The sequence below is a fragment of the Starkeya sp. ORNL1 genome, from assembly GCF_012971745.1.
In the GTDB taxonomy this organism is placed as follows: domain Bacteria; phylum Pseudomonadota; class Alphaproteobacteria; order Rhizobiales; family Xanthobacteraceae; genus Ancylobacter.
The window spans coordinates 4,462,930-4,476,698 of record NZ_CP048834.1 but is presented as its reverse complement, the minus strand read 5'-3'; the positions used below and the strand labels follow the sequence as shown (position 1 = coordinate 4,476,698).

The following is a 13,769-nucleotide window of genomic DNA, read 5'->3' as shown; positions in this document are numbered from 1 at the left end:
AGCTCAGGCTCCGGAAGCACCAGTGGCCGGCACCGGCGTCACCCGGTCGCCGTCGCGCAGGAAGCCGGCGGCGCGGGCGACGACGATCTCGCCCTCCTTGACGCCCTCGGTGATCTCGATGACGCCCTCGCCCTTGAGGCCGGTCTTCACGGTGCGCACGCGCACCGTCTCGCCGTCGACGACCAGTACGAACGCGCCCTCGTCGCCGAACTGCACGGCGGATTGCGGCAGCGCCACGCCCTCGCGCTGGGCGATCTCGATGACGCCGCGGCCATAGGCGCCCGGGCGCAGGCGCTTGTCGTCGGGCAGCGCGACGGCGACGCGGGCGAGGCGGGTGGCGGGGTCGACCTTGGCACCGACGAGGCGGATGGTGCCGATCACCGGGGTCTCGAAGCCGGCGGGCGTCACCGCCACGGTGAAGCCGGGCGCGATCCGCGGCAGCATGGATTCCGGCACATCGGCATCGAGGTCGATGGCGCCGTCCTTCACGATGCGGAACAGCGGCTCGGTATTGGCCGAGAGCACGATGGCGCCGAGGCGCGCGGCGCGGGCCGAGACGATGCCGGCCTCCGGCGCCTTGATGTCGGTGCGGGCGATGCGGACCTCGATCTCGGCACGCGCGGCGGCGACCTGCTTCACGTCGGCTTCCGCGGCGACCACCATTTCCTCCGCGGCGACCACCTGGGCCGCGGTGACCTTCACCGCGCGCTCGCGCTGGTCCAGCACTTCCTGCGAGGTGGCGCCGGTCTTGCGGAGCGTGCGGGCGCGCTCGACCGAGGCTTCCGCCTCGACCTGCTGCGCCTTGGCCTGTTCCAGCGCCGCCTTCTGCTGGGCGATGGCCGCAACCGCCTTGGCGGCGTTCGCGGTGTTCTGCGCCAGCAGCGTGTCGAGCATGTCGCGCGACAGCCGCGCCAGCACCTGGCCCTTGGCGACGCGGTCGCCCTCGTCGGCGAAGATCTCGACGATGCGGAAGCCGTCGATCTCCGGACCCACCATGATCTCCTCGCGGGGCACCAGCGTACCGGTCACCGGCAGGCGCTCGGCGACGGTGCGCCGCGTCGCCGGGACCACCGACACGGAGACGCCGCGCGCCCGCTCGGGCGTGACGGGCGCGGTGGCCTGCGCCGGCTCGGTGACCCCGAACCCGGCCGGCAGCCGGTCGCGGAACACATAGGCGCCCGCGGCGCCGACGACGGCGATGGCGGCGAGCGTGAAGAGGAAGCGGCGGGCGCTCATGATTGGGTGTCCACAAATGCGGATTGCGGTGCCAGCATGCGAGTGAGCAGCACGCCGAGCCCAGGCAAGGCGTCGAGCAAGGCGCCAGGCGCCTCGAGATTGTTGCGGATCTGCATCCCGTCGCCGAGCGACTGGATCAGCAGCAGCACGCTGTCGAGATCGAGGTCGCGGGCGATCTCGCCGCGCTCCTGGCCCTTGACGAGGGCGCTGCGCATGGCGGTGTTCATCTCCGCCTCGACTTCCTCGAACATCGCCCGGAGCTTGTCGTTGCGCGCCGCCTCGGCGGCGACCTCTGGGCCGAGATCGGCGCAGACGAAAGGCAGTTCGCCGGAGAACAGCTTGCGGCCCATCTCCAGCAGGCCGCCGACGAAGGACGGCGCCCGGTCGAGCTCCTCGAACAGGGCGACGCGCGCGCTGCGTTCCTCCTCGACGATGGCGATGATGATCGCTTCCTTGGAGGGGAAATAGCGATAGAGCGCGCCGGGACTCATCTCGGCGGCGGCGCAGATCACGTGCATCGAGGTGGCGTGGAAGCCGTTGCGGGTGAAACACTGCGCGGCGGCGTCGAGCACACGGCGGCGCGGGCTTGGCCGCTCAGCCTTGCCTTTCGCTTCGGCGATCTCGGCAATAGCGGTCATCGACCATCCCTGATGCGCGCCCAGGAAGCTGGAGCGAACGTTCGTTCGCATTACGCAAGGGATGTGGCAAAATCAAGAGCGAACGTTCGTTCGCATCGGAATTACCGCCGCCGCGGAGTGGCCGTCAGGCGAGTCTGAAGGGGGGAATAGGCTGGGCGCTCGCGGAAACGCCCCCCTCCCCGGCGCTCCCCCGCAAGCGGGAGAGGGGAAGAAGATGCGGCCGGCTTATCCGCCCCGGCTGGCCCTGAGCGCCACCAGCCGTGGCGCGAATTCCTTCACCACGCGGTCATAGACGGCACGCTTGAACGGGATGATGAGTTCGGGCGTGTTCTCCAGCCGCTCCCAGCGCCAGGCGGTGAATTCCGGCTTGTGATGGCCGCCGCCCGGCTGCCGCACATTGATCTCGTCGTCATCGCCGGTGAAGCGCAGCGCGATCCATTTCTGGGTCTGGCCGCGATACCTGCCCTTCCACGCCTCCTCGGCGACCGGCTTCGGCAGGTCATAGGCGAGCCATTCCTCGGCCTCGGCGATCGGCGTGGTCGAGCGCACATTGGTCTCCTCATAGAGCTCGCGGATCGCGGCCTCCATGGGGGTCTCGCCGGCGTCGATGCCGCCCTGCGGCATCTGCCAGCTATGGGTGGCATCGACATGCTCCGGCCCGCCAATGCGCTGGCCCATGAAGACCAGGCCGTCGCGATTGACCAGCACCACGCCGACGCAGGGGCGATAGGGCAGCTCTTCGAACGGGATCTTTTCGCGCGCCATGAACCGATCTCCGGGAAGGAGGCGAACCGGGGAGGCTATTCTAGAACGGAAAATGCAGCAGCGACGGCGGAGGGCGCCGTCAGCGCACCACGGCGGGCGCGGTGTCGATGCTGGCGGCGGCCGGCATGATGCCGCCGGTCGGCGCGTCGTCGTCGGTATCCGGGCCGAGCATGACGGTCTCGCGCTTGCCAGTCTTGCCGTCGATGATGGTGACGCTGCGCTGGATGGTAACCGGCGCGCTCGCCAGCGGCTCGTCCCGCAGGTCCTGGCGCAGCACCGGCGCGTCGGCCGAGACCGCGGCGGCAGCGGGAGAGGCGAAATCGATCGCCACCGGCGCCTCGGCCGGAGGACTGCGCAACGAGTACCAGCCGACCCCGCCGGCAAGGATGGCAAGGGCAGTCAGGCCGAATACCGCCACCGCGGCATGGTTGCAGGCACGATCGTGCTCAGCGGTGTCAAGGCCGAGCGGAGCGTCAAGCTCGTTCATTGCGAACGTTTTCCATGCGAATCGACGCCGAACGTATGGCGCCGGACCAAGGCAGGATCGGGGCAGAACCAGCCGGCAATCAAAAGCATGTTGTGCAAAAGTTGGAAGGCCTTTGCGCTCAGAATATGCTTCAACCTATTGAATCTAGAGCCTTATCTTCTCGCTCGGATGATTCCATCCGAGCGGATAGGGCTCTGGTACGCGGCAAAAAGGCCCCGCCGGTGTTGCGGCGGGGCCTCATTTTCTGCGTTCCGTCAGTTCGGGACCGCGGCCTTCGGATCGGCCGGATAGGCGGCATTCTTCTGCACGCCGTGCATCAGGTCGACGGCCAGCTTGAGCTGGGTGTCGTCCTTCGGATCCGGCGGAACATAGGCCGGCGAGCCGGTCTTCTCGTCGTCGCCGTTCTTCAGGTGGCCCTTCAGCGAGGCCTCGCCGCGCGTGGTGTCGACGCCGGCGGCCTCCGCCTTCTCCTTCACGTCGGCCGGCACATCCTGCACCAGCTCGATGTCGGGCTGGATGCCCTTGGCCTGGATCGAGCGACCCGACGGCGTGTAGTAGCGCGCCGTGGTCAGCTTGATCGCGGCATTGCCGGAGACCGGGATCACGGTCTGCACCGAGCCCTTGCCGAAGGAGAGCGAGCCGAGGATGGTCGCCCGCTTGTGATCCTGCAGCGCGCCGGCGACGATCTCGGAGGCCGAGGCGGAGCCGCCATTGACCAGCACGATCACCGGCTTGCCCTTGGCGAGGTCGCCCGGACGGGCGTTGCGGCGCTCGGTCTCGTCGGCATTGCGGCCGCGGGTGGAGACGATCTCGCCGCGCTCGAGGAAGGTGTCGGACACCTCCACCGCCTGGTCGAGCAAACCGCCCGGATTGTTGCGCAGGTCGATGATGTAGCCCTTCAGCTTGTCCTCGCCGATCTGCTTGGCAAGCGTCTCCATCTGCTCCTTCAGGCCCTCGGAGGTCTGCTCCGAGAAGGAGGTGATGCGGACATAGGCAATGTCGTCACCCTCGACGCGGCCGCGCACCGACTTGATGTTGATGACGTCGCGCACCAGCGTCAGCTCGATCGGCTTGTCCGAGCCCTTGCGGATGATGGTCAGCTTGATCGGCGTGGAGACCGCGCCGCGCATCTTTTCCACCGCCTCGCTGAGCGACAGGCCCTTCACCTCGGTGTCGTCGAGCTTGGAGATCAGGTCGCCGGCCTGCACGCCGGCCTTGGCCGCCGGGGTATCGTCGATCGGCGAGACCACCTTGACGAGCCCGTCTTCCATCGTGACCTCGATGCCGAGCCCGCCGAACTGGCCGCGGGTCTGCACCTGCATGTCGCGGAAATTCTTCGCGTCCATATAGGTGGAGTGCGGATCGAGCGAGGAGAGCATGCCGTTGATGGCCGCCTCGATCAGCTTGGCGTCTTCCGGCTTCTCGACATAGTCGGCACGGACGCGCTCGAAGATGTCGCCGAACAGGTTGAGCTGCCGATAGGTATCGGAGGCGGCCGCCATGGCCGTGCCGGGCTCCAGTATCAGCCGCGGTTGGGAGGCGCCGACGGCGATCAAGGCGCCAGCCGCCGCGCCCATCAGAAATACAGTCGTCCTACGCATCATCCGCGTACCTTCTCGCTTTCGCTCGTCGCCCACCAAGGCGTTGGGTCTATCGAATCGCCGTCCTTGCGGAATTCGACATAGAGAATGGGTTGGGCGGTTCCGAGGCCGACCGACGATGCCAGGCGCGGTCCTTGCCCCATGACCGCCACCGGTTCGCCTGACAGCACGAACTGTCCCAGTTCCACCGTTATCTTATCCATTCCCGCCAAAAGAATATGGTATCCGCCGCCGGCATTGATGATCAATAGTTGGCCATAAGAACGGAACGGACCTGCATAGACCACCCAGCCGTCGCACGGTGCCGATACTTGCGCCTCCGGACGGGTGCCGAAGGTGACGCCCTTCTCCTGCCCGCCGAAGCCGTCTGACGTACCGAAAGCCTTTACAACCGAGCCACCGGCCGGAAGGTTCAGCGTACCGCGTGCATCGGCGAAAGCAATGCTTGGCGAAAGCCGGCCCGGATCCTGCAGCGCCGCAAGCTTGCCGCCGGGGCCTTGCTGTGGCTTGTTCTCCGCCGCTTTTGCAGCTTCTGCGGCACGTTTGGCAGCGGCAACCTCGGTCTCCATGCGCGCGAGGAGCTCGCGCACATTGCTCGCCTCGGCGGCCAGCGCCTCGGCGCGCTGCTGCTCGGTCTGCAGCGCAACCTCGCCATCGTCGAGATTCTTCTGGCGCTGCTCGACCAGCGCCGCGAGGCGCCGCCGCTCCTCGCCCATCGAGGCCTTCAATTCTGCGAGAGCATCGCGTTCGGCCGAGGCCTGCTTGCGCACCGCGTCGAGCGCCGCGAGGTCATTGACCAGTATCTCGGTCTCCCGCTTGAGCTCCGGCAGCACGGCGCCGAGTACCATTGCCGAGCGCACGGAATCGAGCGCGTCGTCGGGGCGCACCAGCAGCGCCGGCGGCGGATCGCGCCCCAGCCGCGCCAAGCCGCCCAACACTTCGGCCAGCACGCCGCGGCGGCTGTCGAGCGAGCGCCTGATATCGGTCTCCTGCCGCGTCAGCTCGAGAAGGCGCCCCTCGCTCTCATTCTGCTTCTGTTCGACGCCGCGAATCCGCGTGGCCGCGTCCAGCAGCGCCGTGGTCAGCCGCGCCCGGTCATCCTTGATGGCCGTGATCTCGGCCTTCAGCCGCTGCTGCTCGGCGGCGCTGCCCTTCATCTGCTCGCCGATCTGGTCGATGCGCTGCTTCTGCTCGGCGGCGCGGCGCGCGGCATCATCGGCCGGATCGGCCCAAGCCTTCGCCCCTGCCCCTACGCCAATGGCGAGGAGCGCGACGCCGGCGAGAGCCGAGAGCATCCGCGTGTCGGAGGAGCGCATGGAATCTAGATAGCGGCCAAGATCGTTAAGTCTGCATTAACCATAAGCCGACACTCCACCAGCAACAGCGCGGAGGATCGCCTCACGCCTTGTGGTAGGGGTGGCCTGCAAGAATTGTCGTCGCCCGGTAGATCTGCTCGGCGAGCATCACCCGCACCAATTGGTGCGGGAAGGTAGCCCGGCCGAAGGCGACCATGCGGTCGGCCCGCTCGCGCGCCACATCCCCCAGCCCGTCGGCACCGCCGATCAGGAAGGAGAGCGCTCGCACGCCGCGGTCACGCAACGCCGCCATGTCGGCCGCTAGGTCTTCGCTGGAGATTTCGGCGCCTTTAGGGTCGAGTGCCAGAACGGCGGTCTCTTCGCCCAAGGCGGCGAGGATGCCGGTGGCCTCTTCCGTCATGCGCTCGGCAGGCCGGCGCCCCGCGCTCTCGCCGATCTCGATCACATCGGGACCGCTGAGGCCAAGCGGGCGCCCGCCTTTGCGCGCCCGGTCGAGATAGCGATCGCAGAGTTCCCTTTCGGGACCGGACTTCATCCGCCCGACGGCAACGATGATGAGACGCACCGCGCGGCTCAGCCGCGCGACAGCTTCGGCGAGACGTCCGGACGTGCGCCCGACCACATCTTCTCGATATTGTAGAAGCCGCGCACTTCCGGCTGGAAGACGTGGACGATGACATCGCTTGCATCGATCAGCACCCAGTCGCAGGCCGGCAGGCCCTCGATCCGGATGTTTTTCACGCCACGCTGCTTCAGCGCCTCGACGATATGCTCGGCGACGGCGCCTACGTGGCGCTGCGAACGGCCGGAGGCGACCACCATGTAGTCGGCGATCGTCGTCTTGCCGCGCAGTTCGATGGTGACGATTTCCTCGGCCTTGTCGTCGTCGAGACGGGCCAGGATGGTGGCCAGGATCTCCTCGGCGTCGATGCGCGTTTCGGAGACCGGTGCAGGCGCCGGAGCGGAGGCGGCTGCGGAGAGCGCCAATATGGACAGGGGTCCGTTTCCTCTCTCATTCGCGTCCGACGGGCGGACCAATCCGGCCGCCGACGCTCCCCTAAGATAAGGTGTTCGGCCCTGGTTTTTCAACTGCCGGAAAAATCACCGGGTGGCGACCCGTTCCCGGCTGCCGCTTGGGCACGTATCTGCGTGGAGGAGAGCGGCGATTTGAGGCCATGCAGGTACACCCAGGCCGGCGGGCGCATCGACGCCAGGCATGGCGCGTCGCTCTCGTCGATTCGCCTGGAGGCCAGCGCCTTTGCGGCCGGGGCGCTCATCGCCGGGAAGGTCTCGCCCATGCGGTCGATCACCGCGATCGGCACCAGATCGGCAATGTCGCGCCAGCGCTGCCAGCGGTGGAAGCTGGCGAGATTGTCGGCGCCCATCAGCCAGACGAACCGCACCGCCGGATAACGCCGCACCAGCGCGGCCACCGTGTCGTAGCTGTAGCGGGTGCCGAGGCCGGCCTCGAGCCCGGTCGGCACCAGCAGCGGATGGTGCGAGACCGCGCGCGCCTTGGCGAGGCGTTCATTGAGCGAAGGCAGCGCATGATTGTCCTTGAGCGGGTTGCCGGGGCTGACCAGCCACCAGACCCGGTCGAGCCGCAGCCGCTTCAAGGCCAGCAGGCTTGCCGCGCGATGCGCCGCGTGCGCCGGATTGAACGAGCCGCCATAGAGCCCGATCCGCATCCCTGCCGCCAGCGGCGGAATCTTCTCCTCACCTCTCCCCGTGGGGGAGAGGTCGGCGCGGAACGCGCCGGGTGAGGGGGGAGGCGCACCCGTATTCATGGCGCAGTCCCCCTCACCCCAGCCCTCTCCCCCACGGAGAGAGGGAGCAAGCCAGCCGTCATCGTCACGGCCGGGTCTGGCCGGTGCCGTGCACCCGGTATTTGAACGAGGTCAATTGCTCGGCCCCCACCGGCCCCCGCGCATGCATGCGCCCGGTGGCGATGCCGATCTCGCCGCCGAAGCCGAACTCGCCGCCATCGGCGAACTGGGTCGAGGCGTTGTGCACCACGATGGCCGAATCGACCTCGGCCATGAACCGCGCCGCCGCCGCCGCGTCCTCGGTGAGGATGGCGTCGGTGTGATGCGAGCCATGAGTTTCGATGTGATGAATGGCCATGTCGAGCCCATCCACCAGCCGGACCGAGATGATGGCGTCGAGATACTCCGTCACCCAGTCGGCGTCGGTTGCGGGCTGTACCCGGGCGTCGGCCGCCTGCACCTCGGCGTCGCCGCGCACCTCGCAGCCGGCGTCGAGCAGCATCGTCACCAGAGGCTTCATATGGCTCGCCGCCGCCGAACGCTCGACCAGCAACGTCTCTGCAGCTCCGCACACACTGGTGCGCCGAAGCTTGGCGTTGCGCACGATATCGAGCGCCTTGGCGAGCTCGGCGGTATGGTCGACATAGATGTGCACCAGCCCTTCGAGATGCGCGAACACCGGCACCCGCGCCTCGTTCTGCACCCGCTCGACCAGGCTGCGGCCGCCCCGCGGCACGATGACATCGATGGACCCACCGAGCCCGGCCAGCATCTCGCCCACCGCGGCGCGGTCGCGGGTCGGCACCAGCTGGATCGCGTCCGCAGGCAGACCGGCCGAGACCAGCCCCTCGACCATCGCGGCATGGATGGCGCGGCTGGAATGGAAACTGTCCGAGCCGCCGCGCAGGATCACCGCATTGCCGGCCTTGAGGCAGAGGCTGCCGGCGTCCGCCGTGACATTCGGCCGGCTCTCATAGATGACGCCGACCACGCCGAGCGGGGTGCGCACGCGCTCCAGCTCCAGCCCGTTCGGCCGCGACCAGCGCTCCGTCACCGTGCCGACGGGGTCGGGGATCTCTGCGATCTCGGCAACGCCGGCGGCCGTCGCGGCGATGCGGGCCTCGGTGAGCGTCAGCCGGTCGAGCATCGAGGCGCCCATGCCGGAGGCACTGGCGGCGGCGACGTCCTCGGCATTGGCGGCGAGGATGGCCGGCACCGCCCTGCGGATCGCCTCCGCGGCGGCAAGCAGCGCCGTGCGCTTGGTCTCCGCGGGCGCCAGCGCGAGCACCCGGGCACTGGCACGGGCGCGCCGGCCGATCTCGCGCATCAACGCCGGAACGTCCTCACCCTCAATGGGGCGGAGATGGGAAGGCGCGGCGGACGAACTCGCGGCAGACATGGTGATAACTCTGCGACATCAACGGCGAAGCGGGCGCTTCTCTTAGCACAGACCGCGGCGGCTGCGCCAAGTTGTCCGCAGCTGCGGCCTGGTCGCGTTACCTCCGCCCTTGCCATTTTCGCCGCAACGTCCGATGTGACGGGGCGAACGAACCACGGCGGAGAGCCTGTTGCTGCTGCGAGCCTATGACATCGCGCTCGACGCCTTCTGGCGTTTCGTCGAGGACGACGGCTGGGCAATCGCGAGCCACATCGCGCTTTCCGCGCTGATGTCGCTCTTCCCGTTCCTGATCTTCGTCACCGCGCTCGCCGCCTTCTTCGATTTCAAGAACCTCGCCGACGAGACCGTCCAGCTGCTGCTGGAGGCCTGGCCGGCGCAGGTGGCGGCGCCGATCGGCAACGAGATCCGCAATGTGCTCACCCAGGTGCGCACCGACGTGCTGACCATCGGCGTGGTGCTGGCGGTCTACTTCTCCTCGAACGGCATAGAGAGCCTGCGCATCGGGCTGAACCGCGCCTATGGCGTGCGCGAGATGCGGCCCTGGTATCTCTTGCGCCTCGAATCCATCGGCTATGTGCTGGTCGGCGCCGCCGGGCTGCTGGCGCTGTCCTTTCTCGTGGTGCTCGGGCCGGTGCTGTGGCTCGCCGCGGTGCGCTGGGTGCCGGCGCTCACCCCGTTCGGCTGGATCATCACCTTCCTGCGCTATGCCGCGACCTCGGCGATCCTGATCGTCGCGCTGCTCGTCGCCCATATGTGGTTGCCCTCGGGCAGGCGGCGGCTCAGCGATGTCGCGCCCGGCATTTTGGTGACGCTTGGTCTCTGGCTTGCCGCCGGCGCTGCGTTCGGGCGCTATCTCGCGGAATTCGCCGGCAATTACGTCACCACCTATGCCGGCCTCGCGTCGGTGATGATCGCGCTGGTGTTCCTCTACACCACCGCCTCGATCTTCATCTATGGCGGGGAGCTGAACTCCGCCATCCGCCGCGCCCGCGAGGGCCGCTGAGCGATCACGATCGGCGCATGAAACTCCCGGCCGCTCCCGGCGTTTGACGTTCGCGGGAATCCGCCGTCGGCTAAGGAGAAATGCGGTGAGCCATCTGGGGACCAAGCTCGATGCCGGCGCCTGGGTCGTCGTCTGCGACGGCCGCAAGGCGCTGCTGCTGGCCAATATCGGCGACGAGCTCTATCCGAACCTGCGCACCTTCGAGGTGCACGAACAGGAAAATCCGCCAACCTCCCAACAGGGCAGCGATGCGCCGGGCCGGGTCCATGAATCCGCCACCGCCGCCCGCAGCGCCGTTGAGACCACCGACTGGCACGACCAGGCTGAGCGCGCCTTCCTGCGCCGCATCGTCGCCCGGCTCGACAAGGCGCTGCAGGCCGGCGAGACGCACGCCCTCATCATCGTCGCCCCACCGCGGGCGCTTGGCGTGATACGTCCGCTCTACACCCACGCCATATCCCGAGCACTCGCCGCGGAGGTCGACCGCGACCTGGTCAGGTTGCCGGTCTATGAGATCGAGAAGATGCTGGCGGCATGAGGATGCCGCCAATGCCGGTAGCCCGCCCCGCCGCAGCATCGTAGAAAGGGGCGCATGAAGCCGCTCTCCTTCTTCCGCCTCGTCGTCGCCGTCGGGCTCACCCTCGCCGTCGGCGCGGTCGGCTCGCTGGCCACCACGCCGCAGATCCCGACCTGGTATGCTGGTCTTGCCAAGCCGTCCTTCACGCCGCCGGATGCGGTGTTCCCCATCGTCTGGACCACGCTCTATGTGCTGATGGCGGTGTGCCTGTGGCGGCTGTGGGAAAAGCATGGGCCGAGCCCGGCGCGCCAACTCGCCCTGCTCTTGTTCTTCGTCCAGCTCGCGCTCAACGGCCTGTGGTCGCCGGTGTTCTTCGGGCTGGAGGCGATCGGCTGGGGGCTGGTCGTCATCATCGCACTTTGGCTGGCGATCCTGGCGACGATCTTCGCCTGCGCGCGCATCGACCGCATCGCTGCCTGGCTGCTTGCACCCTATCTGCTATGGGTCTCCTATGCGGCAGTGCTGAACGCAGCCATCCTGGCCATGAACCGAGCCGCGCAGGGATAGGGAGCCGCTCATGGACTTTGTCACCATCGCCAAGTTCGCGCTGATCCCGCTGGCGCTCGCCTCGGTGGCGACCGTGCTGTTCCTCGGCCTCCACAATATGGCGAAGGGCGGCTCGCCGGAGCGCTCGCAGAAGCTGATGCGCTGGCGCGTCTTCCTGCAATTCATCGCCTTCGTGCTGGTGCTCGGCACCGTCGCCCTGATGCACCGCGGCTAGAACGGACAGGCGCCATGGTCGTCCTCAACCGCATCTATACGCGCACCGGCGACGACGGCACCACCGCGCTCGGCTCCGGCGAACGGCGGCCGAAATACGACCTGCGTGTCTCTGCCTACGGCACGGTGGACGAGACCAACGCCGCCATCGGCGTCGCCCGGCTGCATCTCGCCGACCTGCCCGAGCTCGACGCCATGCTGGCGCGCATCCAGAACGACCTGTTCGATCTCGGCGCCGACCTCTCGACCCGCGACACCGGGGAACGCCTGGCCTATGAGCCGCTGCGCATCGTCGACGCGCAGGTGGACAAGCTTGAGCGCGACATTGACCGCGTGAATGCCGGCCTCAAGCCGCTGCGCTCCTTCGTGCTGCCGGCGGGCATGCCGGCCGCGGCGCATCTGCATGTTGCGCGCACCGTGTGCCGCCGCGCCGAGCGGCTCGCGGTCGAGCTGTCGCAGCAGGAATGCGAGAGCGTCGGCGCGCCTGCGATCCGTTACCTCAACCGGCTGTCCGACCTGCTCTTCGTCATGAGCCGCTACGTTAACGACAAGGGCGACGGCGACGTGCTGTGGGTGCCGGCGGCCGGCCGCGGGGAGTAATGGCGGCGACTAGCGTTTTCGCTGCGTACACTCCATCTTGTAGCCGGCCCCTGCACAACCGAGCCCGGCGATGTTCCTTCCTTTGAGCGACGACAACCCGCTGGAAGACGTGCGCCATGCCTATGTCAATTGGGCTATCATCGCCGCCAATGTGCTGATCTTCGTGCTGTTCCAGCATGGCTATGAGGCGCAGGTCGACACCGCCTCGGCCTTCGAATACGGCGCCATCCCCGCCGTGGTCAGCCGCACCGCCATCCTGCCGCCGGAACTGGTGCGACTGCCCGCCGAGCTGACGCTCGTCACCTACATGTTCCTGCACGGTGGCTGGATGCACCTCATCGGCAACATGGCCTTCCTCGCGGTGTTCGGCGACAATGTCGAGGATGCGCTCGGCCATGTGCGCTATGCCATCTTCTACCTCGCCTGCGGCGTGGTCGGCGGCCTCACTCACATCCTGATGCAGCCCGCTTCCGAGATTCCGCTGGTCGGCGCCTCGGCGGCGGTGGCGGGCGTGGTCGCGGCCTATCTGCTGCTGCACCCCAATGTCCGGCTCTGGGCGCTGATCTTCATGCGCATCCCGCTGCGCATCCCCGCAGTGTGGCCGATCAGCGCCTGGATCGTCTTCCAGGTGTGGAGCATCGCCACGTCCACCGACGACGGCACCGCCTTCTGGGCGCACATAGGCGGGCTCATCGCCGGCGCGGTCCTCGTCGTCTTCCTGCGCCGCAAGGGTGTGCCGCTCCTGGTGCGCACGCCGGATGGAACCCCGCCACCCGCGGCCGAATCCCCGCATTGACAGGGCGGAAGGTGGCCCATAGGTTGCCCGCATTCCCCTGAAGCTCGTCGGCCGCCGCGTCGCATTTGCCCGTTCGCCGGTCCTCCGACGGCGCGCCGCGAGTGCTGCCGATGAAGATACTCGTCCCCGTGAAGCGGGTGGTCGACTACAACGTCAAGATCCGCGTCCGTCCGGACGGGTCCGGGGTCGAGCTTGCCAATGTCAAGATGTCGATGAACCCGTTCGACGAGATCGCCGTCGAGGAAGCGCTGCGCCTCAAGGAGGCCGGCAAGGCGAGCGAGATCATCGCCGTCTCCATCGGCCCGGTGAAGACCGACGAAACCATCCGCACCGCGCTCGCCATGGGCGCCGACCGCGGCATCTGGGTGAAGACCGAGAGCGCCTCGGTCGAGCCGCTCGCGGTTGCCAAGCTCCTGAAGAAGATCGTCGAGGAGGAAGGCCCCTCGCTCGTCATCCTCGGCAAGCAGGCGATCGACGATGATTCCAACCAGACCGGCCAGATGCTCGCCGCGCTGCTCGGCTGGCCGCAGGCTACCTTCGCCTCCAAGGTGGTGGTGACCGACGCCGGCCTCGAGGTGACGCGCGAGATCGATGGCGGCCTGCAGATCGTCGCGCTGCCGCTGCCGGCCATTCTCACCACTGATCTGCGGCTCAACGAGCCGCGCTATGCCAGCCTGCCCAACATCATGAAGGCCAAGAAGAAGCCGATCGACGAGAAGACGCCGGAGACGCTCGGCGTCGATATCGCGCCGCGCCTCGAAGTGCTGACGACCTTCGATCCGCCCGGCCGCACCGGCGGCGTGAAGGTGGCCTCCGCGGCCGAACTGGTGGCGAAGCTCAAGACCGAGGCGGGAGTGCTCTAAAG

At 67.9% G+C, this 13,769-nt stretch carries 17 protein-coding genes; 7 read left to right on the top strand and 10 right to left on the bottom strand.

The window, feature by feature from the left end:
• Positions 1-3: 3 nt before the first annotated feature.
• The 10 genes from G3545_RS21275 to G3545_RS21230 all read right to left on the bottom strand — a co-directional run bounded on the left by G3545_RS21275 (position 4) and on the right by G3545_RS21230 (position 9,208).
• Positions 4-1,236 (bottom strand): efflux RND transporter periplasmic adaptor subunit, encoded by a 1,233-nt coding sequence (locus G3545_RS21275; RefSeq protein ID WP_170015436.1) that lies wholly within the window; start codon positions 1,234-1,236, stop codon positions 4-6.
• On the bottom strand, positions 1,233-1,874 hold the full coding sequence (locus G3545_RS21270) for a TetR/AcrR family transcriptional regulator (protein WP_246702512.1): 642 nt from the start codon (positions 1,872-1,874) through the stop codon (positions 1,233-1,235). The genes G3545_RS21275 and G3545_RS21270 overlap by 4 nt, the downstream gene beginning before the upstream one ends.
• A 225-nt stretch (positions 1,875-2,099) precedes the next feature.
• On the bottom strand, positions 2,100-2,639 hold the full coding sequence (locus G3545_RS21265; RefSeq protein ID WP_170015432.1) for an RNA pyrophosphohydrolase: 540 nt from the start codon (positions 2,637-2,639) through the stop codon (positions 2,100-2,102).
• A 79-nt stretch (positions 2,640-2,718) separates the two neighbouring features.
• Positions 2,719-3,126: a hypothetical protein gene (locus G3545_RS21260; RefSeq protein ID WP_170015430.1), complete on the bottom strand. Its 408-nt coding sequence runs from the start codon at positions 3,124-3,126 to the stop codon at positions 2,719-2,721.
• Positions 3,127-3,380: 254 nt separating this feature from the next.
• Positions 3,381-4,730 carry a S41 family peptidase gene (locus G3545_RS21255; protein ID WP_170015428.1) on the bottom strand — a complete coding sequence of 450 codons (1,350 nt, stop codon included), beginning with the start codon at positions 4,728-4,730 and terminating at the stop codon, positions 3,381-3,383.
• Positions 4,727-5,884, bottom strand: a complete 1,158-nt coding sequence (locus G3545_RS21250; protein ID WP_246702511.1) for a peptidoglycan DD-metalloendopeptidase family protein — start codon at positions 5,882-5,884, stop codon at positions 4,727-4,729. The genes G3545_RS21255 and G3545_RS21250 overlap by 4 nt, the downstream gene beginning before the upstream one ends.
• 241 nt (positions 5,885-6,125) lie before the next feature.
• A complete protein-coding gene (gene rlmH, locus G3545_RS21245) occupies positions 6,126-6,608 on the bottom strand; it encodes a 23S rRNA (pseudouridine(1915)-N(3))-methyltransferase RlmH (RefSeq protein ID WP_170018204.1) in 483 nt (160 codons plus the stop codon).
• An 8-nt stretch (positions 6,609-6,616) separates the two neighbouring features.
• The gene (gene rsfS, locus G3545_RS21240) at positions 6,617-7,030 is read right to left on the bottom strand and encodes a ribosome silencing factor (RefSeq protein ID WP_170015424.1); all 414 of its coding nucleotides are present in this window, start codon (positions 7,028-7,030) and stop codon (positions 6,617-6,619) included.
• 98 nt (positions 7,031-7,128) lie between these two features.
• Positions 7,129-7,830, bottom strand: a complete 702-nt coding sequence (locus G3545_RS21235) for a nicotinate-nucleotide adenylyltransferase (RefSeq protein WP_170015422.1) — start codon at positions 7,828-7,830, stop codon at positions 7,129-7,131.
• 64 nt (positions 7,831-7,894) lie between these two features.
• Positions 7,895-9,208: a glutamate-5-semialdehyde dehydrogenase gene (locus G3545_RS21230; RefSeq protein ID WP_170015420.1), complete on the bottom strand. Its 1,314-nt coding sequence runs from the start codon at positions 9,206-9,208 to the stop codon at positions 7,895-7,897.
• 172 nt (positions 9,209-9,380) lie between these two features.
• Here G3545_RS21230 and G3545_RS21225 point away from each other — a divergent pair, with 172 nt between their 5' ends.
• The 7 genes from G3545_RS21225 (at position 9,381) to G3545_RS21195 (ending at position 13,767) form a co-directional block, all read left to right on the top strand.
• Positions 9,381-10,211 carry a YihY/virulence factor BrkB family protein gene (locus G3545_RS21225; RefSeq protein WP_170018203.1) on the top strand — a complete coding sequence of 277 codons (831 nt, stop codon included), beginning with the start codon at positions 9,381-9,383 and terminating at the stop codon, positions 10,209-10,211.
• Between the two features lie 85 nt (positions 10,212-10,296).
• A complete protein-coding gene (locus G3545_RS21220; protein ID WP_246702510.1) occupies positions 10,297-10,749 on the top strand; it encodes a host attachment family protein in 453 nt (150 codons plus the stop codon).
• A 54-nt stretch (positions 10,750-10,803) separates the two neighbouring features.
• Positions 10,804-11,295: a TspO/MBR family protein gene (locus G3545_RS21215; protein WP_170015418.1), complete on the top strand. Its 492-nt coding sequence runs from the start codon at positions 10,804-10,806 to the stop codon at positions 11,293-11,295.
• Between the two features lie 10 nt (positions 11,296-11,305).
• Positions 11,306-11,509, top strand: coding sequence for a twin transmembrane helix small protein (locus G3545_RS21210; RefSeq protein ID WP_170015416.1), 204 nt, complete (start codon positions 11,306-11,308; stop codon positions 11,507-11,509).
• Positions 11,510-11,523: 14 nt separating this feature from the next.
• Positions 11,524-12,108, top strand: coding sequence for a cob(I)yrinic acid a,c-diamide adenosyltransferase (locus G3545_RS21205; RefSeq protein WP_170015415.1), 585 nt, complete (start codon positions 11,524-11,526; stop codon positions 12,106-12,108).
• Between the two features lie 70 nt (positions 12,109-12,178).
• The gene (locus G3545_RS21200; RefSeq protein WP_170015413.1) at positions 12,179-12,904 is read left to right on the top strand and encodes a rhomboid family intramembrane serine protease; all 726 of its coding nucleotides are present in this window, start codon (positions 12,179-12,181) and stop codon (positions 12,902-12,904) included.
• Positions 12,905-13,014: 110 nt separating this feature from the next.
• Positions 13,015-13,767 (top strand): electron transfer flavoprotein subunit beta/FixA family protein, encoded by a 753-nt coding sequence (locus G3545_RS21195; RefSeq protein ID WP_170015411.1) that lies wholly within the window; start codon positions 13,015-13,017, stop codon positions 13,765-13,767.
• Positions 13,768-13,769 lie beyond the last annotated feature (2 nt).

Bases quoted from the DNA above. Each gene is read 5' to 3' on its own strand.
- G3545_RS21195 (WP_170015411.1), top strand. From the start codon at position 13,015: ATGAAGATACTCGTCCCCGTGAAGCGGGTGGTCGACTACAACGTCAAG.
- G3545_RS21265 (WP_170015432.1), bottom strand. From the start codon at position 2,639: ATGGCGCGCGAAAAGATCCCGTTCGAAGAGCTGCCCTATCGCCCCTGC.
- G3545_RS21250 (WP_246702511.1), bottom strand. From the start codon at position 5,884: ATGAAGGGCAGCGCCGCCGAGCAGCAGCGGCTGAAGGCCGAGATCACG.
- G3545_RS21235 (WP_170015422.1), bottom strand. From the start codon at position 7,830: ATGAATACGGGTGCGCCTCCCCCCTCACCCGGCGCGTTCCGCGCCGAC.
- G3545_RS21210 (WP_170015416.1), top strand. From the start codon at position 11,306: ATGGACTTTGTCACCATCGCCAAGTTCGCGCTGATCCCGCTGGCGCTC.
- G3545_RS21260 (WP_170015430.1), bottom strand. From the start codon at position 3,126: ATGAACGAGCTTGACGCTCCGCTCGGCCTTGACACCGCTGAGCACGAT.
- G3545_RS21230 (WP_170015420.1), bottom strand. From the start codon at position 9,208: ATGTCTGCCGCGAGTTCGTCCGCCGCGCCTTCCCATCTCCGCCCCATT.
- G3545_RS21200 (WP_170015413.1), top strand. From the start codon at position 12,179: ATGTTCCTTCCTTTGAGCGACGACAACCCGCTGGAAGACGTGCGCCAT.
- G3545_RS21215 (WP_170015418.1), top strand. From the start codon at position 10,804: ATGAAGCCGCTCTCCTTCTTCCGCCTCGTCGTCGCCGTCGGGCTCACC.
- G3545_RS21205 (WP_170015415.1), top strand. From the start codon at position 11,524: ATGGTCGTCCTCAACCGCATCTATACGCGCACCGGCGACGACGGCACC.
- G3545_RS21255 (WP_170015428.1), bottom strand. From the start codon at position 4,730: ATGATGCGTAGGACGACTGTATTTCTGATGGGCGCGGCGGCTGGCGCC.
- G3545_RS21275 (WP_170015436.1), bottom strand. From the start codon at position 1,236: ATGAGCGCCCGCCGCTTCCTCTTCACGCTCGCCGCCATCGCCGTCGTC.
- G3545_RS21270 (WP_246702512.1), bottom strand. From the start codon at position 1,874: ATGACCGCTATTGCCGAGATCGCCGAAGCGAAAGGCAAGGCTGAGCGG.